We start from the raw sequence: 24,500 nt of genomic DNA on the forward strand, positions 1-24,500 counted from the left end.
CGGTTTTCTTTGGAGCAACGGAAAAGTTCATCTCTGCTGTTCTTCCTGAAAGCTCTGGCAAACCGACAGCAGCCGGTAAAGAACGTCGCAGCCATGCCAGATAAGGAAAAAGCTGATGATGGCCCAAACGACCACCCGTATTCTGTAATAAAGAGCGCGAGCGTACGCGATCAGCCGTGCAAAATCCTGATTCCCCTGAACCATGCCGCTCCAATTCGCATTGACCGCGGCACCAAGCAAAAAGAAAATCAGTCCCGCGCACAGCCAAACCATGATTCTGGTTGAAAGCGTTCTATTGGAAAGTTTTCCAAGCAATTTTGTTCCCCCTCTTTCTAAGCCTGACCGGACGGACTCAAATCGCTCCAGCTCCAGCGAAAACGCTCGTTTCTCACCAAGTACTGATACTTCGTCCCCGCATCGGTACCGGCGGCGATCTGGCTGTAATTTTCGCCGAACACAGGTACTGTATTATCCGCTTCAAAGCTCATAACACCGTTAAAATCCATTTCCGCCCCGTCCTTTCCGTTCATCAGCCCTCCGGCGCCGGTAAAACGGCTGCCGGAGGCGTTTCCGCCCATGGAAAGATAGGGCGCCGCAATTTCCACAATCTTTTGTACCCTGCCGTCTTTGCCCGCAAGCGCATGGACATAAGCCTGAAAATCAAGCGCGAACTTGTAGTCCAGCAGAATTTTTTCCTCAACAAAATAGTATTTGCTGTTCCATGAATCATTTGACTCTGCATCCGATTCGGACAGGTCCTGTGTCTGCGGGAGATTTTTCCCGTCAATCCATAAATGGATCCGCTGTGTATCCGCTCCGTAGCTTCCGCCGCGATACGCGTCTTTCATTGCAGCATAATCTTCCCGCGTACATTCCTGAACCTTGTACGGGCGATTGCTCCCATACTCCGCTTCACCGGCCGAATAATCAATTTTACCCCAGCTTTTCATATTCGCGCAGGTAACGGAAAGATAGACGGCAAACCCAACCATCACAAGGAGAAAGACGCTCATGGATAAATCATGTGAAAAATATTTTTTCATCTTCTCCCTCCTTCCCGATTATTTTTACTTATTATAAAATTAGCAGCCATTCTTGTCAAATAATTCCTATCAACAGACTTAGGAAAAAGTAAAGTCGAATCAATTATGTATTTTTATATTGCAATATAACTATTTGTATCAAAATTCTCCCTTGAAACTTGAATGCTAAGAATAATAAGGACCGCGGGAACGGAGAGGATGGTGGTGCATCCGGCCCCGTTCGGGCGGCCCGCAGGGCACAAAAAAACGCCGTACACGGATTTTTCATCCATATACAACGTTGCCGAATGCACGCGCAATCCCCCGATTTTTCCCCCTGTACAAAAGGACAAAACAGAGTTATAATAGTGGACGCAGTGTGCTGAGGATTCAGTTGCGTATGGAGGTCTGTTCTCCGTATGCAGGGGGTCGGTGCTGGTTACACCTTCCCCTGCACTGCACTTTTTGTGCCTTACAGGTAAATTATACCCCTTTTTGCCGTGAAGTCAAGAAAAAATCCCTGATTTTTCCTTTTTGCTGTAAAATCAACAGGCTTTAAGGACAGGGCCGGACGTATTTGCGTTCGGCTTTTTTTTCGGATAAAAACTCAAAAAGATTCTGCTGATTGAAGTGTTTTCTGCCGAAGACTCGTTTATAATGATGGCAGACAAAAAAGGATGGTGATGCGTATTAATGTGCGACAATTTGAATGCACCCTAGTACGGTATCAGTCTCTTATTTTCACCATCTGCCTGACCATGACCAAAAATTATTTCGACGCCGAAGATCTGGCGCAGGAAACCTTTTTATCCGCGTACCGGAACTGGAATCGATTCGACGGAGAGAATCCCAAAGCATGGCTGGCCGCCATCGCCGTGAATAAATGCAGGGACTTTCTGAAAAGCCCGGCCAGAAAAAGCCTGCCGCTTCCCGAAGAGGACGCCGCCCTGCTCCGCGACCCGGGCGGCCTGCCGGAGGAACAGGCGGAAGACCGGATGTCGAAGGAACATATCCGCGGACTGTGCGGCCGACTGAAGGAGCCGTACCGGAGTGTGGCGGAAAGCTATTTTTGCGATGAGAAGAAGCTTTCTGAACTGGCACGGGAAACCGGCCAAAACATAAGGACCTTGGAAACGCGGCTGTACCGCGCGAAAAAACTGCTGAAAGCCCTGTGGGAGGAGGAACAACAATGAACGGACTTTTTTTGCCCGACGGTCACGCGGAAGAACAGATTCTTCTGGATTTTTCCGAAGGAAAACTGGGGCCGGAAGAAATGCTCCGAGTCGCGGAGCATCTTGGCTCCTGCGAAATCTGCGCCGAACGCCTTGCGGAAGCGTTCGATTCCGGTAAGCCCTCGGTCCCGCCTGCCGGCTTTGCGGAAGAGGTCCGCCGCCGCCTTCCCCAAAGGGAAACGGGCGCGGAACTGTTCCTGTACTCCGCCCGGGTCGCCCTGGCGGCCTGCGCGGCGCTGTTCCTCGTTTTCTCCGGCACGCTCAGAACGCTTGCCGGAGCGCAGAATTCCTATCTGGATATTACGGCGCCGGGATTCAGCGCTGTGGAACAAATCAGCTCACGCCTGAACGGTTTTTCACAACAAATTCTTCACTGGGAGGTCTTTCAACATGCCGAAAAAAAGAAGTAAGGGATTGACCGTACTATTCGCTATTCTGCCCGGCGCGGGGCATATGTTTCTGGGTTTTATGAAGCGGGGGCTTTCCCTGATGTCTATGTTTTTCCTGACTATCTTCCTGTCCTCCTGGCTCGGCATCGGGCCGCTGCTCTATCTTCTTCCCGTGCTGTGGTTCTACTCCTTTTTTGACTGCATCAACCTTGCCTGGGCGGATGATCAGGAATTCGGCGCGGCGCAAGACCGGTACCTTTTCCATTTGAACGGACTTTCGGAGCTGAACGGAAAGTTCTCCGGCAAGGGGGGACTCTACGCCGGGATCGCGCTCATCTTTTTCGGGATTTATCTGATCGGTTTAAAACTGCTTTCGCAGTTCCGGTTCGGGCTTCTGCCGCTGGCGGCAAGATATTTTCAGGCACTGCTTTCCGTATTCCCGCAGGTGTTTCTGGGCGTTGTGATTATCCTGATCGGCATCCGGCTGATCAAGGGAAAAAAGGAGGATCTGGATCACCGTGATTAAAAACAGAAGAGTCGGCACCCTGACCGCCGGCGTCTCAATGGTCTTCTTCGGGGTTCTGTTCCTGCTCAGGCTGGCGGTCCCCGCCGTGACAATCCGCCTGATCACTTCGCTCTGGCCCCTGATTCTCGTGTTTCTCGGCATCGAAACCCTGCTGGCCTACGCCATGAACCGGGAAGAAAAGATGCGGTATGACGCAGGCTCCGTCTTCATTATCATGATTCTGGCTTTCTTTACCGTTTTTATGGCGGCGGCACAGCTCGCGGCGGAAAACTGCAATTATCTGCGCTGGCCGTAACTTCCATTGGGCCACGGCGCTTCGTCGGAGCTCAACTGAAAAAGCCCCGCCTGCAAAATCTGCAAACAGGGCTTTTACGAAGATTGCCGCTTTTTTCTCCCTGCCGCGACGTGATGCGCTGAATATGAAACCGATAATATCAAGCCAATCAATTCAAATAAGGTTTCATTGATGCTGTTCAAGCCTGCACCTATGATCCAGATAACGGCAAATACCAAGCAAATACTCAAATGAATCCAAAGACTTTTATTCAAAGCAGCCTCCCTGTTTTAATAATTGATTACAGAAGCTCAGATCTGATGTCTTTATATTACCGCTTGCCTGCAGGCGATGTCAATCTCCTTGGCACCGCCGCTTGAGAGCCCGACAGGATGAATGCGTTGACGGAGGACGAGAATGGACACAAAAGTAATTGAATACGTTCAGCTTCACTGCCACAACCGGATCACCGATTTCATTTTCCCCCAGATTTCCAGAATCGGCAACGCCGGGGCGGTCTGGCTGATTTACGCCGCGGTTTGGATATTAGAGGGAAAAAGCAGAAGATTTGTCTACATTCTGATCTTTTCGCTCGCGCTCTCTCACCTGACAGGCCAGCTGCTGAAATTGTTGGTCGGGCGGCCCAGGCCTTTCGCCGCCGAGCATGATTCCTCCCTGCTGATCAAAGCCCCGGGCGGCTACTCGTTCCCCTCCGGGCACTCCTCCTCTTCTTTTGCGGCGGCCACCGTTTTTTTCCTAGTGAACAGTCCGCTTTGCGCGGCCGCGATCATTCTTGCCTGTCTGATTGCCTTCTCGCGCATTTTTCTAAACGTTCATTATCCCTCCGACACGCTGGCCGGCTCCCTGCTCGGCGTGCTCTGTGCAATTCTGGTTTCATCCGCGTACGGTCTGTAAAAACAATCAACAGGATGGACCCGAATTGTTGAAACACGATCTTACGAGCTGCAAAGCCGGCGCCGAATGAGGGCGCCGGCTTTGCTTGTATCCGTATCCTTTCAGCCCAGGCCATCAATCAAACTTCCTGCCGCACTTTCGCTTTTCAGAACGTTCAGATAACTTTCCGGCGTACTGCCGCCGTAAGCCCTGGACGGAAGATCAACGGCATCCTGCATGCTGGAGCGGGAGCCAAGTAGGCCGTAGCGCCCGGTCAGGTTTGTATTGTTGGTTACGGCTGCATGATGGAGGCAAATTGTTCGTCGGTCAGAGAAATCGAATAAAACTGACTGTAAAAATCGCAAATCTTTTTCTTGAGATCCATCTGATATTTGTCCGGATACAGCAGATTCCCCAGCCAGTCGATGCCGACAACCCGGTTCACGGAAGGCGGATTTCCAAGAAAGCTGTACGGCGTGCTCGGAATTCGATAAACTTTTCCATCCTTTACCGCTTTCAGCGATGCCCACGCGGAGTCGGAAGTGATCCTCTGATACAGCTTTTCACTGTCGGCCAGAATCACATCCGGATTCCAGCTGAGAAGCTGCTCAAAGGATATTTCGCTGCCGCCGCCGGAACTGACCGCCTGTACGTTCGCCACATTGACGGCTCCGACGCGCTCCAGGACATCGGCGTGGATGGAACCAGCCGCGTTGGTATTCAGGCCGGCGTCCCCCGTCGCCATGTAAACGCGGATTCTCTGATTCTGCGGAATGCCGGAAGCGATCTCGTCAGCGTTTTTGATCGTTTGCCCGCAGGTTTGCGCCAGCTTGGCGGCGCGGTCGGATTCGCCCAGCAGGTCGCCCAGCATCGTGTAGGCCCGGTCCATGTCGTCCAGCGTGGCTTCAATAAATACGGTCGGGATGTTCAGCTGCTTCTGCAGGCCGTCCATATCCTCGCGGATCGTTTTTTTTGCCTCGCCCACATCGATAATCACGTCCGGGGCGGCCGCCGTCAGCGCCTCCAGATTCAGGCTGGCGTTTTTCCCGTAAAACTGCCCGAACTTTGGTAGGCTCCAATACTTTTGATCGATGTATTTCTTCGCGTCGGCGGAAAAATTGCTCGCAAGCCCCGCCAGTTTATCGGGGGCGACCGTGTACAGCACGATCTGTGCCAGAGGCCCGGAGGGAGCGGCCGACCGGATGACCGACGGAACCGTCACACTCCGCCCGGCGCTGTCCGTAAACACACGGGTCTTCTGCCCCGCGTCTTTTGAGGACGGCCCGGCGGCAGAGGACGAAGCCGTTGCCGGCTGAGACGCTGCTTGCGCCGCGGAACCGGAGGCACAGCCGGCAAACACCAGACAGAGCACCGTAACCACGCTGAAAAAACCGATCAGTTCCTTTTTCAATTTATCATCTCCTTTTCAGATTGATGATCCAGACGAAACCATTCTCCGTATTGATAAGGCGGACCGTGCCGCCCGGAAAGCACGAATTCCTTCATTTTCACAGGGTTCGTAACAATCAGGCCCGCAAGGCGGAAAACCCCGAAATCAAAAAGCCGGGGAGTCATTGGAACGCTCGGTCCCGCCAGAACCACAACGGATTTCCGGCAAAGCTGCAAAAGGCGCGGCATGGTCTTGTTGGTCAGGGCGCTCCCCGTGATGACAACGACCCCGCAGCCGTCCAGCAGATACTCACAGGCGCTGTCCGGATAATCCCCGGGCTGCGGCCTTTTCTCCAGAATCACGGTGTCTTCTGCTTCCGCAAGCGGATCGCCCTGCATTCGAAAATGCCCGATGAATCCCACCCGTTTCCCCGCAAGTTCGATTCCCGCCGTACAGAATTCATGTTCCGGCTGGCGCGCCCCGTACCGGTCCAGCCGTTCTTTCGTGTTGTAAAAAGCATTGATCGCCGCCATTCCGACCCCGCCCTCCGCCAGATTCCACGACTTGACAAGGCCCGCCGCCTCCCTCAGCGGCAGGCCCTGATAGTCCCCGCGAAAAAGACGCGGCCTGCTTTGAGCCGGTATGCTCATGGCGACTCCGCAGCGCCCGCCGGACGTCACCATTGTCCAGGCATCTCCCATGACAACCTCGTCAAGCGGCTCGACGGAATCAACCCCGCCGATCAGCGCGTCATACAGTTCCCACATGCTCGTTCCCTCCCGTCCGTCGATTCTCCGGAATGCAAACGGGGACGCCGTTGACCCGTTCAAGGGAAACGGGTATTCCGTAAACCGTTTTCAGCATTTCGGCGTCAAGGACCTCGTCCGGAGGACCGCCGCACCTGATTTTTCCGTTCATCAGCACAAGCACCCGGTCGGCGTACAGATAGACCTGTCCCGGACTGTGCGTGGACATCAGAATCAGGTATCCCTGCCCCGACAGCTCTTTGATCCGTTCCATAACGCGAACCTGATTTCCGTAATCCAGCCCGGAGCAGGGTTCGTCCATCAGCAGCATTTTCGCCCGTTGGGCCACTGCTCTGGCAATCAGTACCAGCTGACGCTCTCCGCCGGACAGGCGCGCGTAGCTGCGCCCGGCCAGTTCTTCAATTCCCAGAAGCCCCAGCGCTTCTTCCGCCCGCTTTGTCTGCATCTGTCCGGGGCAGGAAAATCCGCCGAGCTGGGGTGTGGTCCCCATCAGGACAAGGTCCATTACGGAATAATTGAAGACTGAAGGCTGACTTTGCGGGATATAAGCGATTTTCTTTGCTCTTTCCCGATACGAGAGAGAAAGGACGTCTTCGCCGTCCAGCCGGACGCTTCCCGCGTCAAAGGGCAGAAGTCCGAGAATGCAGCGAAACAGCGTGCTTTTGCCCGCCCCGTTGCAGCCGAGCAGGCAGAGGAGATTCCCGTTTTCCGCCCGAAATGAGACGTCCTCCAATATTTTTTTGTTTCGATAGGAAAATTCAAGGCGTTCCACGCAAAGGCTCACAGCCTGTTCCCCTCCCTTAGAATCAGATATAAAAAAAGCGGCACGCCGATCATCGCGGTCAGAATTCCGATTGGAATTTCGCTTGTTGAAAGCAGTCTGGAAAAGTTGTCTACCATCAGCAGAAAGCTGCCCCCGACCAGCATGGACGCGGGCAGCGAACGGCGGAAATCGCCGCCGACCAGGATGCGCGCGAAATGCGGGATGACCAGCCCCACCCAGCCGATCATGCCGCTGACGGACACGCAGGCCGCGGTAATCAGCGTCGCGCAGGCAACCACAGCGGCGCGCATTCGGGCGACATTCACCCCCATGGCGGCGGCCTCCTCGTCCCCAGCCGTCAGAACGCCGATTTTCCACCGCCAGAGATAAATCGGCAGAATTCCCGCGAGAATCAGGGGCACCGCGAACGCCGCGTCCTGATTCCGAATGGAGGCGAGTGACCCCATCAGCCAGTACGTAATGGCGGGGAGCGTATTGTTCGGGTCGGCGGCCAGCTTGATGTAGGAAACTCCGGCCGACCCCAGCGAACCGACCATAATGCCCGAAAGAATCAGACCGAGCGTCGCGTTCCCTCTGATTCTTACGGAAATCAGCAGGACCACTCCGACCGCGGCCATGCCGCAAAAAAAAGAAAGCAGCGACGTGCCGGTATAACCCGCGCCGCAGTAAAGCCCCAGTGCGGCCCCAAAGCAGGCTCCGTTGGAAGCGCCGAGCACGTCCGGCGACGCCATCGGGTTCTGAAAAATCGCCTGGTAGGCGCAGCCCGCGCAGGCCAGCCCCGCGCCGATGAGCGCCCCCATGACAACGCGCGGCAGCCGGATTTGGAGCACCACGGTCTGCGCCTGTCCCTGCCAGTCCGGTTTTAAGGCCGTTACTTTGGACAGAAGTATTTTTAAGACCTCGGCGGGGTCGACCGCATAACGTCCCAGGCCCAGGGAGCCGACCAGACAGACGCAGAGCAACACGCCCAGAAAGATCACCCGGATGCGATACCGCGCGGCGGAAACCATTTGATCACCTGACTTTCCCGATCAATTCGACAATCTTCTCTTTGACCAAATCCCGATTTTCCCGGTTCATAGAAAGCAGCTCAACTTCCGGATTTTCTGCAAGCATTTTTCGAAACAGCAGGTTCTCTTGGAGCATCTCGCCGGGCGCGCCGCCGTTTTCAATCATCCGCTCACAATTTTCCACACTTTTTAAAACGCTGAGAATGGGAGTTGTTTTAAAAAACAATTCGCCCAGATGAAAAAAGGCAGCGGGATTCAAAAGTTCAATTCCCCCGATTTCGTCAAGCAGCAGAAAAGGGAAACGCTCCGGCTGTTCCAGCAGCCTGAATCCCGCCTTTGCAAATGCGTTCGCCCCGTCGACTCCGCGAAGAAGAAAAACGCCGGGCTGCTCCGGCCGGTACGGGATGACGGCGGACTCCGCCCTGCCGGCCGGGGTCAGACAAAAGCCCTTTGTAAAACCAGATTCGTCCGCCATTCGCTGAGTGACAAAGCCCCCCGCCCTGCGGCGAAAACTGCCGAGCGTATGGAGAATCAGCGTAGTTTTCCCGACCCCGCTCGCACCCTCCAGCAGCAGATGCCGGCTCACGCCGGGCTCCGGGCGCGTTCCAGAATCAGTTCGGCGGCGATGCTCACCGCGATTTCCGCGGGCGTCTCCGCTTTGATCTCAAGACCGATCGGCGTGTGGATTTCTCCAACGCGTTCTTCCGGAATTCCGTGCTCCCGAAGAATTTTTGAAACCGCCTCAATTTTGCGGCTGCTGCCCATGACGCCCACATATCGCACAGGTGTTTTCAGCACCTGGAGCTGCACGTCGGTATCGGACGCGTGCCCCCGCGTCATGACGCAGACCGCATCGTCCTCCGTCAGCGAAATATCTTTCTGAAGATTCCGGAAGTCGACCAGCAGCACCTCTTCCGCGTCGGGAAACAGCTCGCGCGTCGAAAACTCCGGACGGTCGTCCGCCACCACACAGCGAAAGCCCACATGCGACAGCACGGGCACCAGCGCCTGCGCCACATGGCCTCCGCCGAAAATGTAAACCCGACCGGAACGGACCAGTTCTTCCGCGTAGTATTCTCTTCCATCCATCCGTATTTTCTGCGTCCGCGCCGTAAGAATTTGCCCCACCTCCTCCGCCGTCCGGCCTCCGATCCCGAAAAGGCCGGACTTCACCCCGTAAACGCCCATCGCTCCGGTACCCTCGGTCAGGTCCGTTAAAAGCCAGCTGGTTTCCCTTCGGCTGAACATCGAAAGAACAGCCTCCGTCAGAGAGAGAAAATCGCGGTCCGTATGGGAAATATACCGAAAATGAACCGTGACGCTGCCCCCGCAGATCATCCCAAGATCCGCGACCTGATTCGGGGAAAGGCAGAAGCTGTGAATCATCGACTCCTTTTTCTTTAACGCCCCACGCGCGATCTGTTCCGCGCTGTACTCCACCGCGCCTCCCCCGATCGTTCCGCAGAATCTTCCCTCCTCGCCGACCGCCATGCGGGCCCCGGCACCTCGCGGCGTGGAGCCGGAGCTTGCGATCACCGTGACAAGAACGATGTCTTTGTTTTGCAAAAGCCGCTGTCGAATCCCGTGAAACAGCCGTTCCATCCGACTCCCTCTTTTTCTGATTTCGTCAGCCGCCGAAGCCGTCGGGAAAATGCCGATGAAAAATTTTCTGAACCTCCGCCTTGCTTTCCTCTTCAAAGGAATCATAGAGCGCGAGCAGCTGCTCGCCCTGCCCGGTCAGCCGAGCTTTCCCGCCGCCCTCTCCTCCCTGATGCCGTTCGACAACCGGGCAGCGAAGCTGCTCCTCCATCGCCCGGATCATCTTCCACGCTTTGCTGTAGGACAGGTCCATCTGGGCACAGGCGCTCCGCACCGAGCCGGTCGTTTGGATCAGCCGAAGCAGCAGCGCGGTTCCCGGCCCGAAAAACACGTCTTCCCGTGCCAGGCAGAGCCGCAGTTGGGGACGAAACATCTGCCTGTTGTGCCGCTGCAGCAAACGCTCATAATCTTCCCGGGTATCCATGTCGAACAGCACGCCCTCGTCCCCGACTTCCACAAGCTTCTTTTCAAGCCCGCTGTGTTCCACCGCGCCCGCCAGCCCCCGTTCTCCCCGGTAGGAAAGCAGCTTCGGCACCGCTTCCGAGGCAATCAGCAGCGGATGCCCCTCAACGCCGTTGCAGACCGGCGACGCGACCGCAGCGTCGGTCCGCAGCAGATCGCGGACGGTCCGGCAGGTGAAAAGCGGCACGTCGACCGGGGTAAACAGGATCTTCCCGCATTGATTCTGCAGATAGGACAATCCGATCTTCGCGGAGTCAAACATTTGGCTCTTTCGGTAGTTTTCGTTGCGAAGACAGACAACGCCCATATGCGCGACATGCCGTTCCAGCGCGTCGGCCTGGTTTCCCGTCACCAGGACAACCGGATCCGCGCCGGCCTGCTGCAAAGTGGAAATGATTCGCCTCACGATGCTGATGGATCCGATTTTCAGAAGAGGCTTGAATTCACTCATGCGGGAAGACATCCCCGCGGCCGTAACCACCGCTCCCGTCTTTTTTCCTTCTCGCCGAACGGGTCTGCCGCCCCCGGCCAAAGGCTGATTTTGTTTCATCCGAGCCGTTTCACATCCTTGTACCTGCACTGTTTTAAACAGACTTTAGCAAATGAGTATTATTTTCGCAAGCAAAATATGTCACAAGCCCCCCATAATTTCCTCTCCATTCGTTGGAATTCCAACGGAAATTCATTGGAATCCGTTTTATAATACAGGCATAGAAGAGAACATCAAAACGAAATATTTTAAAAAATATGAAGGAGATAGAAAAAATGGGAAATATGTTTTGTTTTCAATGCGAGCAGACGGCGGGATGCAGCGGCTGCACCGGCGCGCAGGGCGTCTGCGGCAAGCAAGAGGACACCGCTCTTTTGCAGGATGAGCTGACCGGCGCCCTGATCGGGCTCGCCAGGGACTTTTACGGGCGTGATCACGGCGCGTCGGCGGACCGCGTGATCATCGAGGGACTCTTCACCACCATTACAAACGTCAATTTCGACAACAAAGACATCCGTCGCCGGATCGGCGCGGTCCGCGCGGAGCGGAGCAGGCTTGCCGAGGCGGTCGCCGGAGAATATGACATGAACCGCCTGTGGCGGGACGACGAAGACATCCGTTCGCTCAAATCACTGATTCTGTTCGGTCTGCGCGGCATGGCCGCTTACGCGTACCACGCCCTGGTGCTCGGCTACACGGACGGGGAAGTAAACGACTTTTTCTACAAGGGCCTTGCCGTGGTCGGCGGAACATTCGGCATGGATGAGCTTCTGCCGGTTGTCATGGAAACCGGCAAAGTAAACCTGAAGTGCATGGAACTGCTTGACCGGGCCAACACGGAAACCTACGGCTCCCCCGTGCCCGTCACCGTGCCGCTGACGATTGAAAAAGGCCCGTTCATCGTCATTTCCGGCCATGATCTGCTCGACCTTCAGTTGTTGCTGGAACAAACCAAGGGCAGGGGAATCAACGTGTACACGCACGGAGAAATGCTGCCCGCGCACGCCTACCCCAAGCTGAAGGAATACCCGCAGCTCAAAGGCAATTTCGGTACCGCCTGGCAGAACCAGCAGAAGGAATTCAAAGACATTCCCGCGCCGGTCCTGTTTACCACGAACTGCCTGATGCCCGTAAAGGACAGTTACCGCGACCGCGTTTTCACGACCGAAGTCGTGGCCTACCCCGATATGGTCCACATCGGTGAGGAAAAGGATTTTACCCCGGTGATTGAAAAGGCTCTGGAGCTTGGCGGTTACGCGGAAGATCGCGTTATGACCGGCATCAACGGAGGTACGCAGGTGACGACCGGCTTTGCCCACGGCGCCGTGCTCGGCGCGGCGGATAAAGTTGTGGAAGCAGTAAAGTCCGGCGCAATCAGCCGTTTCTTTCTGGTCGGCGGCTGCGACGGCGCAAAGCCGGGGCGCAACTACTACACGGAATTTGTCAAGCAGGCCCCGAAGGACAGCATGATTCTGACCCTGGCCTGCGGGAAATACCGTTTCAACGACCTGGACCTCGGCTCTATCGGCGGTCTGCCGCGTATCATGGATATGGGGCAGTGCAACGACGCTTACAGCGCGGTGCGCGTCGCGTCCGCTCTGGCGGAAGCGTTCGGGTGCGGCGTAAACGACCTGCCGCTCTCCATTGTTCTGTCGTGGTACGAGCAAAAGGCGGTCTGCGTCCTGCTTTCGCTTTTGTCCCTCGGAATCAAGAACATCTACATCGGGCCGACGCTGCCCGCGTTCCTTTCCAAGAATGTCCTGAATGTTCTGGTGGAACAGTTCGGCATTTCCCCGATCAGCACGCCGGAAGAAGACCTGAAAAAAATTCTGAACCGATGATCCCCGCCATACCCCCGCATCCGCGGGGGTATTTCTATCTTCTGCCAATTTGAATGACTAAAACCCGTTCCCGCGAGGAAAGCTAAAACAAAAACACGGAGGCGGCATTCATGGGGAAACAGCTGTCGGAGAAAATCACGTGGGTTGGCAAAATCGACTGGGAACTGACAAAATTCCACGGCAATGAATACTCGACACACCGGGGGTCTTCTTACAACTCCTATCTTATCCGGGACCAGAAGACGGCGCTGATCGACACGGTATGGCAGCCGTTCGGCAGAGAATTCGTCGCCGAGCTGAAAAAGGAAACCGATCTGAACCGCATTGATTACATCATTGCGAACCACAGCGAAATCGACCACAGCGGCGCCCTGCCGGAACTGATGCGCGAAATCCCGGAAACGCCGATCTACTGCACGGCCAACGGAGCGAAAATCCTGAAAGCACACTACCACCGCGACTGGAATTTTAAAGTGGTCAAAACCGGCGATAAACTGGAGCTTGGGGAAAGCACGCTCCTCTTTGTGGAAGCCCCCATGCTTCACTGGCCGGACTCCATGTTTACCTATCTGACAGGCGAAAACGCCCTGTTCAGCAACGACGCGTTCGGCGAACACTTTGCGACGGAATCGCTCTACAACGATACGGTGGATCAGGCGGAGCTTTGGGCGGAAGCGCTGAAATACTACGCGAACATCCTCACGCCGTTCAGCCGGTTTGTAACCAGGAAGATCAACGAAGTTCTTACGCTGAAACTTCCCGTTTCAATGATCTGTCCCAGCCACGGCGTCATCTGGAAGGACAACCCCGTTCAGATAGTCGGCAAATATCTGGAATGGGCCGGCCGGTACCGGGAGAACCAGATCACCCTTGTTTACGACACCATGTGGAATTCGACCCGGAGAATGGCCGAAGCCATCGCCCAAGGCATCCGGAAAGAAGACCCGACGGTTACCGTAAAGCTGATGAATTCCTCCAAAAAAGATAAAAATGACGTGATCACCGAAGTTTTCCGTTCTAAGGCAGTTCTTCTCGGTTCCCCCACCATCAACAACGGATACCTGTATTCCATCGGCGGGATTCTGGAAATGATGAAAGGCCTGAAATTTCAGGCAAAAAGTGCCGCGGCTTTCGGCAGTTACGGCTGGAGCGGAGAAGCGGTGAAGCAGATGACAGGGGAGCTTGCCGCCTGCGGTTTTCAAATTCTGAACGACGGCCGCCGCAGCCTTTGGGTGCCAGACCGTGCCGAGCGTTCGGCGTGTGAGGAATACGGCAGACAGTTTGCCGCCCTGCTGAAAAAACAGGCGCAGGATTCGGAAGACAGACCGCAATAGATAAGGAGGAGATTGAATGAGCGAAGAAATCAACAACCGGGAATACCGTCAGAAAGTGATCAAAGACCTGATCGCACAGCTGCAGTCGGGCAAAAGTGTGGAAGAGGTCAAAGGGCAGTTTGCAAAAACCTTTGAGGGGGTCTCCGCAGAGGAAATCGCTCAGGCGGAGCAGGCTCTGGTTGCGGATGGCCTGCCGGTCTCTGAAGTACAACGCCTCTGCGACGTTCACGCGGCCGTTTTCAAGGGATCGATCGAAGAAATCCACCGGCCGGCGGATCCCTCGAAAATACCGGGACATCCGGCGAATGTTTTGAAAGCCGAAAACAGGGCGGTGGATCGGCTGCTCGGTGAAATCCGCAGCTATCTGCCCCAACTTCCGGAGGAAGACGCGGAGAAGGCCGTCAAGGCCCGATTTGCAAAGCTGGCGGAAATCGACCGGCATTATCTGAAAAAAGAGAATCTCCTGTTTCCCTATTTGGAGCATTACGGCATTACCGCCCCGCCGAAGGTCATGTGGGGCGTCGACGACGAAATCAGAGCACAAATTAAGCAAATCAGCCGAAATCTGAATCTGCGGGAATCCGGGCAGCTGAAAGAACCGATCGAAGCCCTTTTGAATCAAATTGCCGAAATGATTTTCAAAGAAGAAAATATCATGCTGCCCATGCTTCTGGAAAACCTGACGGAGGACGAGTGGAAACAAATCGACGAGGAAAGCGGAGATTTCGGGCTCTGCCTGATTGAAAAAGCGCCTGTGTGGAAGCCCGGCCCACAAAAAGGCGGTGCCGACCGGTTAAAGGAAGAAACCAGCCTGCCGGGAACCGTGGCGCTGCCCACGGGCACTCTGAAAATCGAGGAGCTGATCCGGATTCTTGACACCCTCCCGGTAGACCTGACCTTTGTGGGTCGGGATGACACGGTCAAATATTTTTCACAGGGAGCAGAGCGGGTATTCCCCAGAACCAAGGCAATTCTCGGCCGCAAGGTGGCGAACTGCCATCCGCCGGCGAGCGTGCATATCGTGGAAAAAATCGTGGAGGATCTGAAAGCCGGCAGAAAAGATCACGAGGATTTCTGGATCAAAATGGGCGGCAGATATATCTACATCCGGTATTTTGCCGTCAGAAACGAAAAAAAGGAATACCTCGGAGTTCTGGAGGTAACGCAGGATATTCAGCCGATTCAGGAAATTACGGGGGAAAAGCGATTGATGTCCGATTAAAAAAAGCAGGCGCATCCTGTAGAAGTTTCGGGAAAAATGTTCTATAATTAAGATATAAAAAAAGGAAAGCCTGTGACTCACGATGCGTCTGAAAAAACTGAAAATAATGCTCTGCCTTGCCCTGACGGCGGCCGCGGTACTGGGCTCCGCCGTCGAACAGGCATCGGCCGCCGAACGGAACGGAATTTTTACTACCCGCCCAACCTATTCCGTTCCTACATACCGCGTCTATTTAAGCCCCTCCTGCCAGACCTGGAATCCCTACTGCGACGGTTCCGGCAGTGAGGAGCTCCATATGCGGGAGGTTGCCTTTGCCATGATCCCCTATCTCCGGCAGTATGGAATCGGTTACGTCCTTGCAAGCGCCCAAACCGGCAGCCGTGAAAATCAGCGAAACACGATTGTCAGCCGGGTCAGGCAGGCGGAGGAAAACCGCTGCGACCTTTATCTTGCGATTCACTCCAACGCGCGGGACGACGGCCCCAAAACGAACGGCACCACGATTTTTTATCCGTCGGACAGTGCTCAAAGCCTGCGTTTTGCCAACCTGTTGAAGACGAATTTTATTTATCCGGACAAAAGCGCCGTCAGCCTTGACACCAACGACGCGCTGTGGGAGATGTATATGCCGAAAATGACGCACTGCCTGATCGAAACGGCGTATCACGACAATCCGCAGGATGTCGCCTGGATCGAGAGCAACACGGACGCCATCGCGCAAAGTCTTGCCCGGTGCGTCGCTCTGAACGAATACATCCCTGTTTCCGTCAAAATGGACAAGACCGCCGTCAGTGTCAAGGCGGGAAAAACCTGTGAGCTGAATTCCGCGGTTACGCTGATCAACGGCAATGTGTACGACAACCGCACGTCCTGGAGCTCGTGCAATTCCAGGGTCGCGGTCGTTCAGAACGGGACGGTTCTGGGCATTTCAAAGGGCTGCACGACGATTCAGGCAAAAACCGGCAACGGCCTGACCGCCCAGTGTCTGGTCACGGTCACCTGATAAAGTTGATTTTCACCGCGGCCCGCACTGCTTATAAAACAGTCTGAGGTTTTTCTTTTCTTTTTCCCTGTCGGCATTCAGCCGGCCCATCCGGTCGCAAAAGCCAAGCAAACCAATCTCATGAAAATCGGCCTCTCTCTTCATTCCCTCCAGATCCGCGAACGGAAGGCTCTTGACAACAAACAGAATCTGCATATGCCAGCGGACCAGTGCCGCCACCGCGCGGATAAAGTCTTCGTCATCTGTAAAACACCTGAGGAATTCAACGGCAAGCCTTTCTCCGATGATTTCATGGTTGTAAGAGGTTATTTTCCCTTTCCGGATTGTTGTAGCATCGGGTTTTCCAATGTCGTGCAAAAGCGCCGCCCACAGAAAAACCGCGGGACGGGCGCTTTTTTCTTTTTGTCCTGCCGCCTCGTCCACCACCAGCATGGTATGGTTCCAGACGCTGCCTTCGGGATGATAGATCGGGGACTGCGCGGTTTGCCTGAGCCGGTCGAGCATATCAAACGGCACCTGCCGGAAAAGCGGGTCGCCGCAAATCCGGTTCAGATACCGGGACGGCTCCGCGTCCCGCAGCAAATGCCGGTTCAACTCAAGATACAGTTCCCTGCCGTTCATTTTTTATTTTTATCTTCCGCCGGAAATACCGCTTTCGCGCTTTCCGTACGCGGGTCGTGATTCACATGTTTGGACGGAAATTTTCCGTCATGCTTCTTTTCGTTTTTCGTGCGATTCCCCATTCCGTCTCCTCCTTCAGCGTTTTGTGTTGGGTCCCAGGGCGACCTTGCGCGTATTGTGGTTTGGATTAAAATCAGTTTGGTTTCCGGCGTCGTTCAAAACGGCGTCCTTTAATTTTTTCTGTGGGTTTTGCGTTTTCTTTTTCTTTTGTTCCGCCATAAGATTCACCTCGAAGGGTAGTGTGTCTCTCCCCGCCGCGTTTATTCCGGAGCCGGGCCTTGTGCAGACATGAAAAAAGGCCGCCGTTCAATTTGAACGGCAGCCCCTTTCATCATGATTTTACCGCTTTGGACTCTGCTCCGCCTGGGAGCAGCGACTGCACCTGTCGCCGCCGCAGCCCGCGCATCCCCCGCTTTTCCGGGTTTTGCGCATATTCCTGACAGCCAGAACGAACAAAGACGCCAATGCGATACTGATTAAAATTGTAGCCGCGTTTGCGGCAAGCCACTGGAACATACTGTCAAACCTCTTTTCGCTTTGCCTTATAAAGCCGCGCTCGCCGCGGAACCTTGCCTGACCTGATCCTGTGGGTTCGGCCGGAACAAAAAGTAAAGCAGGACGGCCAAAACAGCCAGCGCGGCAACGGTTCCTCCGCCAAAGGAGACGCCTCCGAAGATCAGGCCGCCGAACTGGTGAATCATCAGCGCGACAGAGTACGCGAATACCGTCTGATACCCAAGCGCGAACCATGTCCACTTTGAGCTGGCCATTTCCCGCTTCATGGCGCCGATGGCAGCGAAGCACGGGGCGCACAGAAGGTTGAAAACCAGGAAGGCGAGCGCCGCCGAGCCGTAGGGGAACATGATCGCTATCTGCCTGAGCAGGCCGGGGTCGTCTTCCGCCACATCTCCGCCGATTCCGAACAGCACGCCGAACGTTCCCACAACGTTTTCCTTTGCCACCAACCCGGAAACCGTGGCGACCGCGGCCTGCCAGTTGCCAAAACCCAGAGGGGCGAAAACAGGCGCGATCACGCGCCCGAAGGCGGCGAGGATACTCGCGTTTTCATCCACCATGCCGAAGCCGCCGTTAGCGAATCCAAAGCTGGAAAGGAACCAGATCGCGCCGCAAGCGACAAAGATTACCGTACCGGCCTTCACGATAAACGCCTTGCCGCGTTCCCACATATGAATCAGAACGCCTTTCGGGGCCGGAATGTGATACTGCGGCAGCTCCATGACAAACGGAGCGGGTTCTCCCGCAAACAGCTTTGTCTTTTTCAGCATAATTCCCGAAATGACGATGGCCAGAACCCCCATAAAGTACATTGCCGGGGCCATCCACACAATATTCGGGAACATTGCTCCCCCGATTAACGCAATGATCGGAAGCTTCGCACCGCACGGAATGGAAGTCGTCGTCATAATGGTCATCCTGCGGTCTTTTTCGTTTTCAATCGTCTTGGTTGCCATAATCCCGGGCACGCCGCATCCGGAAGAGATCAGCATCGGGATAAAGCTTTTGCCCGAGAGGCCGAATTTCCGAAAAATGCGGTCCATGATGAAGGCAACGCGCGCCATATAGCCGCAGTCCTCCAGAATCGAGAGAAAAAAGAACAGGATGAACATCTGCGGAACGAATCCCAGCACGGAGCCGACACCGCCGATGACGCCGTCGACCACCAGCCCGCTGATCCAGTCGGCGGCGCCGACGCCGGTCATCCATTCGGCAACCGCCGGCTGAATCCACCCGCCGAACAAGGTGTCGTTCGTCCAATCCGTTACAATGGTTCCCAGAGAAGAGATGGAAACATAATAAACGACAAACATGACGATCGCGAATATCGGAAGCGCAAGCCAGCGGTTCGTCACCACCCGGTCTATTTGATCGGAAGTGCTCATACCGACGCGTTTTTTATGGACGCAGGTTTTCATCAGTTTTGCAATGGCCTCATACCGTTCGTTTGTAATGACGCTTTCACTGTCATCGTCCATTTTTTCTTCGACTTCCGCAATGACGGAATCCAGTTTGCTTTCGGTTTCCTGCGGCAAAGTCAGCGCTTCCATTACTTTGGAATCGCGCTCAAAAATCTTTATTTCATACCAGCGCGCAAGCTCCGGTTTGATTGCTCCATTCGCCAGATCTCGGATAGCATCCAAAGCGCGCTCCACCTCTTCGCCGAATTTACGCTGCGGAGTCGAATGCTTTTTTTCCTTTGCGAGTTTAATTACTTTTTCCGCAGCCTGCAGGGAACCGGTTCCTTTCAGGGCAGAGGTTTCGACCACTTCGCAGCCCAGGGCTTCCCCCAGCTTTTCGGCATCGATCCTGTCCCCGCTTTTTCGCACCAGGTCAATCATGTTCAGTGCCAGAACAACCGGAATCCCCAGTTCCAGAATCTGTGTGGTCAGGTAGAGATTGCGCTCCAGATTGGTTCCGTCCACCAGATTAATGATTGCATCCGGCCGCTCGTTGATCAAATAGTTTCGGCTGACCACTTCTTCCAGCGTATAGGGCGACAAAGAATAAATTCCCGGCAAATCAGTAATTGTGACGTCCCGATGCCCTCTCAGCCTTCCCTCTTTCTTTTCCACCGTCACGCCGGGCCAGTTGCCCACATATTGGCTGGAACCCGTCAAGTCGTTAAACATCGTCGTTTTGCCGCAGTTCGGGTTGCCTACAAGCGCAATCTTTATCTCCATCAATTTACCTCCTTTAATGGTTTGCATACGCTAACTAGCCTGCGAAAAAAATCTTCTTCTCCTCATTCCGTCACAAGAATGTTTTCCGCTTCCGACTTGCGGATGGAGAGCTCGTAGCCCCGAACGTTCACCTCAATCGGGTCACCAAGCGGTGCCACCTTGCGGATCAGAATTTCAGCACCTTTTGTGATTCCCATATCCATAATTCTGCGCTTTAGCGCGCCGGCCCCCGTCAGTTTTGCCACCGTCACCGTCTGACCGCATTTTGCGTCCTTCAAGGTTTTCATTCGACTTTCCCCCTTTACTTTTCATTCAATCAACCGACATAAACGCGGCTCGCCATCGACCTGCCGATTGCCACGCGGGTCCCTTTGACATTCACAATAATATTTCCGCCAAGCTCCGTAACGACGGTGACCGCCGCATCCGTTACAAAGCCCAGGCTTGCAAGAAAGCGCCGGGTTTCATCTCCGCCGCGTATGGAATGAACCGATACCGCTTGCCCCGGGCGGACCATGTTTAAAGGCATAACCCCCGAAAAACCCGCAGCCTTGTTTCCAATTCGTTCCCTTAAGACCGTCTGCTCCATATTCATGCCGCTACCTCCGTTAAATCCAACTGCCTGTTCTGCTCCCGTTTGGTAAGCATATGCTAACTTGTGTGTTTAGTTTACCTCTGCTAACTCAAAAAGTCAAGTACATTCGGTTAAAAAAATCCCCCCTTCCCGGCGCTCGCCTGTTCTTCCCCCGGAAAAACGGACGAAAACACCGCTGCCGGGGTACCGGACCGTTACCAAATGCAAACGCGAATATCCCGCGGGTTCGCGGAATATGAATGGATAGACAATCCCCATCAGATCAAGGTGAGGCTCAGCGATCTTTGCCAAAGGCCTGAACGGAGCGAACCGGCGGATCGGCAGCGGAGCAGAGGAGAGGTTAACATGCTGTATATCAGAACCGACGCGGACATTGAAACCGCGCCGGAGCACCTTACCGAATGCCTTGCGATTGCGGAAGAGCTCCGCCGGCGCGGGGAACACTCCGTGTTCCTGTTAACGGAAGCGAACGCATCGGAACCAATCAGACGGAGCGGATTCCAATCCATTGTTTTAGATCACCTTAACAACCCGGAATCCGAGGCGGAGCGCCTGATACCTCTTTTGAAAAAGGAAAAGGCCGCGAAACTTCTGGTCGATCTTCCCCATATCTCCGCCGGTTATTTTGAATCGCTGAACCAGGCCGCCGAGCTGATTTATCTTGGAATGCAGCAGGAGCAGGTTTTTCCGGGAATTCATTTGCTGATCAATTACAGCAACGCCTGCCGCATCGATTTTTATTCGGAAGCATATTGCGCAGGCAGCACGAAACTGCTTTTGGGCGCCCGGTATATCCCGCTGCGAAAAGAATTTCGCGAACTGCGGCCCATTGTCCGCGACCGGGTGATGAATATATTGATGCCCGTAGGGGAATTTGCCGAAACCGGTCCTGTCGGGAGGCTTGCCGAAGACCTTTCCTCCGCTTTTCCGAATTTAAATTTTATTCTCGCACCGGAATTCCTGAACCGTGGAATATCTCCTCTGGAAAAGCAGGCGTCGCGGCTGAGGAATGTGGAGCTTGTTGCAAATCCCGAAAATATGGCTGCTGTGATGAGAAACTGTGACGCCGCCGTATCGGCCTGCGGCATGCACTTGTATGAGCTGTGCGCCTGCGGGACGCCCACCGTGTGCTTTGCCTTGACGGCGGAACAGTCCGAGTGCGGCAAGCAGTTCCATTTTGACCGCATCGCGCCTTACGCCGGCGACATCATCGGCAATTATGACGCCTGCCTGTTTCGCATCACAGCACACCTGAAAAGTCTGACGGAAAACAATTCCCTGCGAAGGGAAACGGCTGTGCGGATGAACTCGTATCTCGACGGATTCGGCAGCCAAAGAATCGCAGAAGAAATCCTGAAGCTGAACTAACGGAATTCTTCCATCCTGTCCTAATTTTCAAGTGAGAAGAGGCTCCCTCCGGCAGCCGCAGGATCGGCTTCCGTGAGCTTTTTCTTTCGCCTCCGTACAGCCCCCTACGGCGATAAAAAGCCTGTGATCCTTCGGATAATGCGCGAGAGATAGAGTTTTTTTCGCCAAGGCTCTTTGCGCTCTCACAGACTGCCCGGAAAAGGCTTTTGCCGATTCCGCCGCCGCGTGACTCGCAGGATACATGCAGGCTGAATAACTGTCTGATCCAACAACTCCCTCCTGTAACAAATCGGCGGTTTCCGGCAAATTAGGCGGACAAGCATCCGCCGGGTATTGACCAAACGGACATTGTATTTTATGATACTAGTAACAACAATAAATAACAGGAATGGGTTTTAGCATGAATATTATTTTTGATATTGACGGAACTCTATGGGATTCCACAAAAGTAGTCGCAACCGCATGGGCCAAAGCGGTCCGGGAAGTCGGAGGAATCTCCGCGGAAATCACACCGGCTGTTCTGAAAAAAGAATTCGGCAAATCCATGGACATCATTGCGGACGATCTGTTCCGCGAAGCGGATTCGCATACAAAAAAACTGCTGATCCGTCAGTGCTGCGAAAACGAGCAGGAGGCTCTGGAGGAAAACACGGAAAACCTGCTTTATCCCGGCACCAAAGAAACGATTGAACAACTCTCCAAAGACCACCGTCTTTTCATCGTAAGCAACTGCCAGTGCGGATACATCGAACTGTTCCTTAAAAAGAGCGAAACGCAGCGTTATATTTCCGATTTTGAATCTTTTGGGAACACGGGCAAAAGCAAGGGGAAAAACATCCGCCTGCTGATGGAGCGAAACGGTCTGAAAGACGCGGTCTACATCGGCGACACGCAGGGCGACTGCGACGCGGCGGCGGCAGCCGGAATCCCCTTTCTCTACGCAGCGTACGGCTTTGGGAACGTTCCGGAGGCTACGAAGAAAATCGACAGCATTAAAGAAGTTTTGGAACTTACGCGTTAAAGGATGAAAGAACGATAATCGGGGAATTCGGTCCTTTTCCCGATTACGAAAAGCAGAGCGGCCCCCGGGCAAAGCGGGGCCGCTCTGTTTCTTCTGAAAACCGGCAGCAATGTGTTCCCTCTGATTGCGGATGTGACCTCTTGATTTTCAGCGTACCGTCGATTCGCCGCGTTCGCCGGTACGAATCCGGATCGCGTCCGATATTTCCGAGATAAATATTTTACCGTCGCCGATCTTTCCGGTTTTGGCCGTCTCGATAATTTTGCTCAAAATTTCTTCCAAGCGGGAATCCGGCACGACCAGCTCGATTTTAATCTTCTTCAAAAAATTATAATCGACTTCCGTTCCCCGAATGAACTCGCGGTAACCGCGCTGACAGCCGGAGCCCATGATTTGAGTCACGCTGATTCCGTTGACATTCATCGATTTTAAAGCTTCCTTCACATCCTCGAGCTGTTCCGGGCGAATATATGCTTCAATTTTCTTCATTCCCAATCCTCCTCCGATCAATCCATTCCGTTAAAAGCCGGATAAGCCGGTTCCCCGTGTTCCGTAATGTCCAGGCCAATCGCCTCTTCCTTTTCCGAGACGCGGAGCCCCTTTGTCACCAACTTTGCAATCGCAGCAGCGAGGAGCGTCCCGACAACGGCAAATCCTACCGCTACGCCGATCGCCGCGATCTGCCGAAGAAACAGCTCCGTGCTGCCGAAAAACAAACCGTTCCACTTTGCGGAAGAATTAATGGAACTTTGCGTGAACAGGCCGGTCGCAATGCCGCCCCAAATTCCGCCGATCCCGTGGCATCCAAATACATCGAGCGCGTCGTCGTACCCGAAGCGCTTCTTAACGACGGAAATAAAGAAATAAGAAATCGGGCTCGCCAGCGCGCCGATGACAAGAGAAGCCCAGATCGGCACAAAGCCGGAACCTGGAGTGATCGCGACCAGCCCGACCACCAGACCCGTGGAGGCGCCCACCAGAGTAGGGGCGCCGTCTTTGTACTTCTCAATAAAAATCCAGGACAGCATCGCGGCGGCCGCGGAGGTATTCGTTGTCATAAATGCGTGAGCCGCCAGCGCGTTTGCCGCCCCGGCGCTTCCGGCGTTAAACCCGAACCATCCGAACCAGAGAAGCGCCGCGCCCAGAAAAACAAAGGGAACATTGTGCGGGTGGTAGGATATTTTTCCGTAATTTTTCCGCTTGCCCAAAACAATGGAAAGAATCAGCGCGCTCACGCCCGAGGTGATGTGAACCACGTTGCCTCCCGCAAAATCGACCGAGCCGATTTTCATCAGGAATCCCCCGCCCCAAACCATATGCGCCATTGGGAAATAGACCAAAAACGACCAGACCGCGATAAATATAAACAGCGAGGAAAAGCGCATTCGTTCCACAATAGCGCCTACAATCAGCGAGGGAGTAATCACCGCGAACATCATTTGAAAGATCGCGAAAATCAGCGTATTGGGGGGATAGGACGAATCGGAAAGCGTGTTAAAATCCATGCCGGCCCACTGAAGATTGCCGATCACACCGCCGAGATCCCCGCTGAAAGACAGGGAAAATCCGACTAAAATCCAAAGCACCGCAGAAAGCCCCATCGTGAGAATGCAGCTCATAATGGTATTTACCGTGTTCTTTCGTTTGGTCATCCCGGAATAAAACAAAGCAAGAGCCGGCGTCATCAATAAAACCAGCGCCGAGCTTGTCAGCATCCATGCCGCGTCCCCGTGATTCATTCAAAACATCCTCCATCTTCCGTTTCCCGCGGCCGGGGATAAGTGCTATCCGACCGGCCAGCATTAAAAAAAGAAAGCCGGCAATCCCCAAAAGGAATTGCCGGCCTCATTGCCAAACAATATGATAGAGGCATAATAGCATATTTATTTAAGGAAAT

At 54.4% G+C, this 24,500-nt stretch carries 29 protein-coding genes and 1 pseudogene; 11 read left to right on the forward strand and 19 right to left on the reverse strand.

Annotation, left to right across the window (positions count from 1 at the left end; translation table 11 throughout):
* Positions 1-27: 27 nt before the first annotated feature.
* Together ACLQ3M_RS15070 and ACLQ3M_RS15075 are read right to left on the reverse strand one after the other, a co-directional pair.
* Positions 28-315, reverse strand: coding sequence for a hypothetical protein (locus ACLQ3M_RS15070; protein WP_411678523.1), 288 nt, complete (start codon positions 313-315; stop codon positions 28-30).
* 17 nt (positions 316-332) lie between these two features.
* Entirely contained in the window at positions 333-1,043 is a 711-nt protein-coding gene (locus ACLQ3M_RS15075) for a hypothetical protein (RefSeq protein WP_411678524.1), read from the reverse strand.
* 656 nt (positions 1,044-1,699) lie between these two features.
* Between ACLQ3M_RS15075 and ACLQ3M_RS15080 the strand changes: the two genes are divergently transcribed.
* From ACLQ3M_RS15080 to ACLQ3M_RS15100, 5 genes are all read left to right on the forward strand, one after another.
* Entirely contained in the window at positions 1,700-2,215 is a 516-nt protein-coding gene (locus tag ACLQ3M_RS15080) for an RNA polymerase sigma factor (RefSeq protein ID WP_411678525.1), read from the forward strand.
* Positions 2,212-2,664 (forward strand): anti-sigma factor family protein, encoded by a 453-nt coding sequence (locus tag ACLQ3M_RS15085; protein WP_411678526.1) that lies wholly within the window; start codon positions 2,212-2,214, stop codon positions 2,662-2,664. The genes ACLQ3M_RS15080 and ACLQ3M_RS15085 overlap by 4 nt, the downstream gene beginning before the upstream one ends.
* Positions 2,645-3,169 (forward strand): hypothetical protein, encoded by a 525-nt coding sequence (locus tag ACLQ3M_RS15090; protein WP_411678527.1) that lies wholly within the window; start codon positions 2,645-2,647, stop codon positions 3,167-3,169. The genes ACLQ3M_RS15085 and ACLQ3M_RS15090 overlap by 20 nt, the downstream gene beginning before the upstream one ends.
* Positions 3,162-3,464 (forward strand): LiaF transmembrane domain-containing protein, encoded by a 303-nt coding sequence (locus tag ACLQ3M_RS15095; RefSeq protein WP_411678528.1) that lies wholly within the window; start codon positions 3,162-3,164, stop codon positions 3,462-3,464. Before ACLQ3M_RS15090 ends, ACLQ3M_RS15095 begins: the two co-directional genes overlap by 8 nt.
* Before the next feature lie 396 nt (positions 3,465-3,860).
* Entirely contained in the window at positions 3,861-4,358 is a 498-nt protein-coding gene (locus ACLQ3M_RS15100; RefSeq protein WP_411678529.1) for a phosphatase PAP2 family protein, read from the forward strand.
* Between the two features lie 271 nt (positions 4,359-4,629).
* On the opposite strand, the gene ACLQ3M_RS15105 is transcribed toward ACLQ3M_RS15100, so the two are convergent.
* The 7 genes from ACLQ3M_RS15105 to ACLQ3M_RS15135 are packed head-to-tail and all read right to left on the reverse strand — an operon-like array spanning position 4,630 to position 10,899.
* Positions 4,630-5,748 carry an ABC transporter substrate-binding protein gene (locus tag ACLQ3M_RS15105; RefSeq protein ID WP_411678530.1) on the reverse strand — a complete coding sequence of 373 codons (1,119 nt, stop codon included), beginning with the start codon at positions 5,746-5,748 and terminating at the stop codon, positions 4,630-4,632.
* Positions 5,745-6,494, reverse strand: coding sequence for a Rossmann-like domain-containing protein (locus ACLQ3M_RS15110; protein WP_411678531.1), 750 nt, complete (start codon positions 6,492-6,494; stop codon positions 5,745-5,747). The genes ACLQ3M_RS15105 and ACLQ3M_RS15110 overlap by 4 nt, the downstream gene beginning before the upstream one ends.
* Positions 6,478-7,278 carry an ABC transporter ATP-binding protein gene (locus tag ACLQ3M_RS15115; protein ID WP_411678532.1) on the reverse strand — a complete coding sequence of 267 codons (801 nt, stop codon included), beginning with the start codon at positions 7,276-7,278 and terminating at the stop codon, positions 6,478-6,480. The genes ACLQ3M_RS15110 and ACLQ3M_RS15115 overlap by 17 nt, the downstream gene beginning before the upstream one ends.
* Positions 7,275-8,288, reverse strand: coding sequence for a FecCD family ABC transporter permease (locus ACLQ3M_RS15120; protein ID WP_411678533.1), 1,014 nt, complete (start codon positions 8,286-8,288; stop codon positions 7,275-7,277). Before ACLQ3M_RS15120 ends, ACLQ3M_RS15115 begins: the two co-directional genes overlap by 4 nt.
* Before the next feature lie 4 nt (positions 8,289-8,292).
* On the reverse strand, positions 8,293-8,874 hold the full coding sequence (locus ACLQ3M_RS15125; protein ID WP_411678534.1) for a nucleoside-triphosphatase: 582 nt from the start codon (positions 8,872-8,874) through the stop codon (positions 8,293-8,295).
* The gene (locus ACLQ3M_RS15130) at positions 8,871-9,890 is read right to left on the reverse strand and encodes an XdhC family protein (protein WP_411678535.1); all 1,020 of its coding nucleotides are present in this window, start codon (positions 9,888-9,890) and stop codon (positions 8,871-8,873) included. The genes ACLQ3M_RS15125 and ACLQ3M_RS15130 overlap by 4 nt, the downstream gene beginning before the upstream one ends.
* 25 nt (positions 9,891-9,915) lie before the next feature.
* Positions 9,916-10,899, reverse strand: coding sequence for an NTP transferase domain-containing protein (locus ACLQ3M_RS15135; RefSeq protein WP_411678536.1), 984 nt, complete (start codon positions 10,897-10,899; stop codon positions 9,916-9,918).
* 215 nt (positions 10,900-11,114) lie between these two features.
* Here ACLQ3M_RS15135 and hcp point away from each other — a divergent pair, with 215 nt between their 5' ends.
* The 4 genes from hcp (at position 11,115) to ACLQ3M_RS15155 (ending at position 16,239) form a co-directional block, all read left to right on the forward strand.
* Positions 11,115-12,680 (forward strand): hydroxylamine reductase, encoded by a 1,566-nt coding sequence (gene hcp / locus ACLQ3M_RS15140; protein ID WP_411678537.1) that lies wholly within the window; start codon positions 11,115-11,117, stop codon positions 12,678-12,680.
* A gap of 110 nt (positions 12,681-12,790) precedes the next feature.
* Positions 12,791-14,014 carry an anaerobic nitric oxide reductase flavorubredoxin gene (locus ACLQ3M_RS15145; protein ID WP_411678538.1) on the forward strand — a complete coding sequence of 408 codons (1,224 nt, stop codon included), beginning with the start codon at positions 12,791-12,793 and terminating at the stop codon, positions 14,012-14,014.
* A gap of 16 nt (positions 14,015-14,030) precedes the next feature.
* The gene (locus tag ACLQ3M_RS15150; RefSeq protein ID WP_411678539.1) at positions 14,031-15,236 is read left to right on the forward strand and encodes a DUF438 domain-containing protein; all 1,206 of its coding nucleotides are present in this window, start codon (positions 14,031-14,033) and stop codon (positions 15,234-15,236) included.
* Positions 15,237-15,318: 82 nt separating this feature from the next.
* Entirely contained in the window at positions 15,319-16,239 is a 921-nt protein-coding gene (locus ACLQ3M_RS15155) for an N-acetylmuramoyl-L-alanine amidase (protein ID WP_411678540.1), read from the forward strand.
* Positions 16,240-16,251: 12 nt separating this feature from the next.
* On the opposite strand, the gene ACLQ3M_RS15160 is transcribed toward ACLQ3M_RS15155, so the two are convergent.
* The 7 genes from ACLQ3M_RS15160 to ACLQ3M_RS15190 all read right to left on the reverse strand — a co-directional run bounded on the left by ACLQ3M_RS15160 (position 16,252) and on the right by ACLQ3M_RS15190 (position 20,214).
* The gene (locus tag ACLQ3M_RS15160; RefSeq protein ID WP_411678541.1) at positions 16,252-16,860 is read right to left on the reverse strand and encodes an HDIG domain-containing metalloprotein; all 609 of its coding nucleotides are present in this window, start codon (positions 16,858-16,860) and stop codon (positions 16,252-16,254) included.
* Positions 16,857-16,982, reverse strand: coding sequence for a CPC_1213 family protein (locus ACLQ3M_RS15165; RefSeq protein ID WP_267459224.1), 126 nt, complete (start codon positions 16,980-16,982; stop codon positions 16,857-16,859). The genes ACLQ3M_RS15160 and ACLQ3M_RS15165 overlap by 4 nt, the downstream gene beginning before the upstream one ends.
* Before the next feature lie 13 nt (positions 16,983-16,995).
* Positions 16,996-17,139: a hypothetical protein gene (locus ACLQ3M_RS15170; RefSeq protein ID WP_411678543.1), complete on the reverse strand. Its 144-nt coding sequence runs from the start codon at positions 17,137-17,139 to the stop codon at positions 16,996-16,998.
* Positions 17,140-17,259: 120 nt separating this feature from the next.
* A complete protein-coding gene (locus ACLQ3M_RS15175) occupies positions 17,260-17,436 on the reverse strand; it encodes a FeoB-associated Cys-rich membrane protein (RefSeq protein ID WP_411678544.1) in 177 nt (58 codons plus the stop codon).
* Positions 17,437-17,462: 26 nt separating this feature from the next.
* A complete protein-coding gene (feoB, locus tag ACLQ3M_RS15180) occupies positions 17,463-19,619 on the reverse strand; it encodes a ferrous iron transport protein B (protein WP_411678545.1) in 2,157 nt (718 codons plus the stop codon).
* A 62-nt stretch (positions 19,620-19,681) separates the two neighbouring features.
* Positions 19,682-19,906, reverse strand: coding sequence for a FeoA family protein (locus tag ACLQ3M_RS15185; protein ID WP_411678546.1), 225 nt, complete (start codon positions 19,904-19,906; stop codon positions 19,682-19,684).
* A gap of 29 nt (positions 19,907-19,935) precedes the next feature.
* Positions 19,936-20,214, reverse strand: a complete 279-nt coding sequence (locus ACLQ3M_RS15190; RefSeq protein WP_411678547.1) for a FeoA family protein — start codon at positions 20,212-20,214, stop codon at positions 19,936-19,938.
* A 345-nt stretch (positions 20,215-20,559) separates the two neighbouring features.
* Between ACLQ3M_RS15190 and ACLQ3M_RS15195 the strand changes: the two genes are divergently transcribed.
* A complete protein-coding gene (locus ACLQ3M_RS15195) occupies positions 20,560-21,582 on the forward strand; it encodes a hypothetical protein (RefSeq protein ID WP_411678548.1) in 1,023 nt (340 codons plus the stop codon).
* A gap of 112 nt (positions 21,583-21,694) precedes the next feature.
* Here the strand turns inward: ACLQ3M_RS15195 and ACLQ3M_RS15200 are convergent.
* Positions 21,695-21,847: pseudogene (locus tag ACLQ3M_RS15200) on the reverse strand (hypothetical protein); the annotation flags it as partial.
* A 135-nt stretch (positions 21,848-21,982) separates the two neighbouring features.
* On the opposite strand from ACLQ3M_RS15200, the gene ACLQ3M_RS15205 reads away from it, so the two are divergent.
* A complete protein-coding gene (locus ACLQ3M_RS15205) occupies positions 21,983-22,603 on the forward strand; it encodes an HAD family hydrolase (protein WP_411678549.1) in 621 nt (206 codons plus the stop codon).
* Between the two features lie 147 nt (positions 22,604-22,750).
* Here ACLQ3M_RS15205 and ACLQ3M_RS15210 read toward each other — a convergent pair whose 3' ends face one another.
* Both ACLQ3M_RS15210 and ACLQ3M_RS15215 read right to left on the reverse strand, forming a co-directional pair.
* Complete coding sequence (locus ACLQ3M_RS15210; protein WP_411678550.1) at positions 22,751-23,092, reverse strand: P-II family nitrogen regulator; 342 nt, start codon at positions 23,090-23,092, stop codon at positions 22,751-22,753.
* Positions 23,093-23,109: 17 nt separating this feature from the next.
* A complete protein-coding gene (locus ACLQ3M_RS15215) occupies positions 23,110-24,342 on the reverse strand; it encodes an ammonium transporter (RefSeq protein WP_411678551.1) in 1,233 nt (410 codons plus the stop codon).
* Positions 24,343-24,500: the final 158 nt, after the last annotated feature.

Origin of the sequence: Caproicibacter sp. (assembly GCF_046707225.1) — a bacterium.
Lineage (GTDB): Bacteria > Bacillota > Clostridia > Oscillospirales > Acutalibacteraceae > Caproicibacter.

Bases quoted from the DNA above. Each gene is read 5' to 3' on its own strand.
- ACLQ3M_RS15155 (WP_411678540.1), top strand. From the start codon at position 15,319: ATGCGTCTGAAAAAACTGAAAATAATGCTCTGCCTTGCCCTGACGGCG.
- ACLQ3M_RS15145 (WP_411678538.1), top strand. From the start codon at position 12,791: ATGGGGAAACAGCTGTCGGAGAAAATCACGTGGGTTGGCAAAATCGAC.
- ACLQ3M_RS15100 (WP_411678529.1), top strand. From the start codon at position 3,861: ATGGACACAAAAGTAATTGAATACGTTCAGCTTCACTGCCACAACCGG.
- ACLQ3M_RS15150 (WP_411678539.1), top strand. From the start codon at position 14,031: ATGAGCGAAGAAATCAACAACCGGGAATACCGTCAGAAAGTGATCAAA.
- ACLQ3M_RS15080 (WP_411678525.1), top strand. From the start codon at position 1,700: ATGGTGATGCGTATTAATGTGCGACAATTTGAATGCACCCTAGTACGG.
- ACLQ3M_RS15195 (WP_411678548.1), top strand. From the start codon at position 20,560: ATGCTGTATATCAGAACCGACGCGGACATTGAAACCGCGCCGGAGCAC.
- ACLQ3M_RS15135 (WP_411678536.1), bottom strand. From the start codon at position 10,899: ATGAAACAAAATCAGCCTTTGGCCGGGGGCGGCAGACCCGTTCGGCGA.
- ACLQ3M_RS15130 (WP_411678535.1), bottom strand. From the start codon at position 9,890: ATGGAACGGCTGTTTCACGGGATTCGACAGCGGCTTTTGCAAAACAAA.
- hcp (WP_411678537.1), top strand. From the start codon at position 11,115: ATGGGAAATATGTTTTGTTTTCAATGCGAGCAGACGGCGGGATGCAGC.
- ACLQ3M_RS15215 (WP_411678551.1), bottom strand. From the start codon at position 24,342: ATGAATCACGGGGACGCGGCATGGATGCTGACAAGCTCGGCGCTGGTT.
- ACLQ3M_RS15165 (WP_267459224.1), bottom strand. From the start codon at position 16,982: ATGGGGAATCGCACGAAAAACGAAAAGAAGCATGACGGAAAATTTCCG.
- ACLQ3M_RS15110 (WP_411678531.1), bottom strand. From the start codon at position 6,494: ATGTGGGAACTGTATGACGCGCTGATCGGCGGGGTTGATTCCGTCGAG.
- ACLQ3M_RS15205 (WP_411678549.1), top strand. From the start codon at position 21,983: ATGAATATTATTTTTGATATTGACGGAACTCTATGGGATTCCACAAAA.
- ACLQ3M_RS15170 (WP_411678543.1), bottom strand. From the start codon at position 17,139: ATGGCGGAACAAAAGAAAAAGAAAACGCAAAACCCACAGAAAAAATTA.
- ACLQ3M_RS15090 (WP_411678527.1), top strand. From the start codon at position 2,645: ATGCCGAAAAAAAGAAGTAAGGGATTGACCGTACTATTCGCTATTCTG.
- ACLQ3M_RS15190 (WP_411678547.1), bottom strand. From the start codon at position 20,214: ATGAATATGGAGCAGACGGTCTTAAGGGAACGAATTGGAAACAAGGCT.
- ACLQ3M_RS15075 (WP_411678524.1), bottom strand. From the start codon at position 1,043: ATGAAAAAATATTTTTCACATGATTTATCCATGAGCGTCTTTCTCCTT.
- ACLQ3M_RS15185 (WP_411678546.1), bottom strand. From the start codon at position 19,906: ATGAAAACCTTGAAGGACGCAAAATGCGGTCAGACGGTGACGGTGGCA.
- ACLQ3M_RS15210 (WP_411678550.1), bottom strand. From the start codon at position 23,092: ATGAAGAAAATTGAAGCATATATTCGCCCGGAACAGCTCGAGGATGTG.
- feoB (WP_411678545.1), bottom strand. From the start codon at position 19,619: ATGGAGATAAAGATTGCGCTTGTAGGCAACCCGAACTGCGGCAAAACG.
- ACLQ3M_RS15085 (WP_411678526.1), top strand. From the start codon at position 2,212: ATGAACGGACTTTTTTTGCCCGACGGTCACGCGGAAGAACAGATTCTT.
- ACLQ3M_RS15175 (WP_411678544.1), bottom strand. From the start codon at position 17,436: ATGTTCCAGTGGCTTGCCGCAAACGCGGCTACAATTTTAATCAGTATC.
- ACLQ3M_RS15160 (WP_411678541.1), bottom strand. From the start codon at position 16,860: ATGAACGGCAGGGAACTGTATCTTGAGTTGAACCGGCATTTGCTGCGG.
- ACLQ3M_RS15120 (WP_411678533.1), bottom strand. From the start codon at position 8,288: ATGGTTTCCGCCGCGCGGTATCGCATCCGGGTGATCTTTCTGGGCGTG.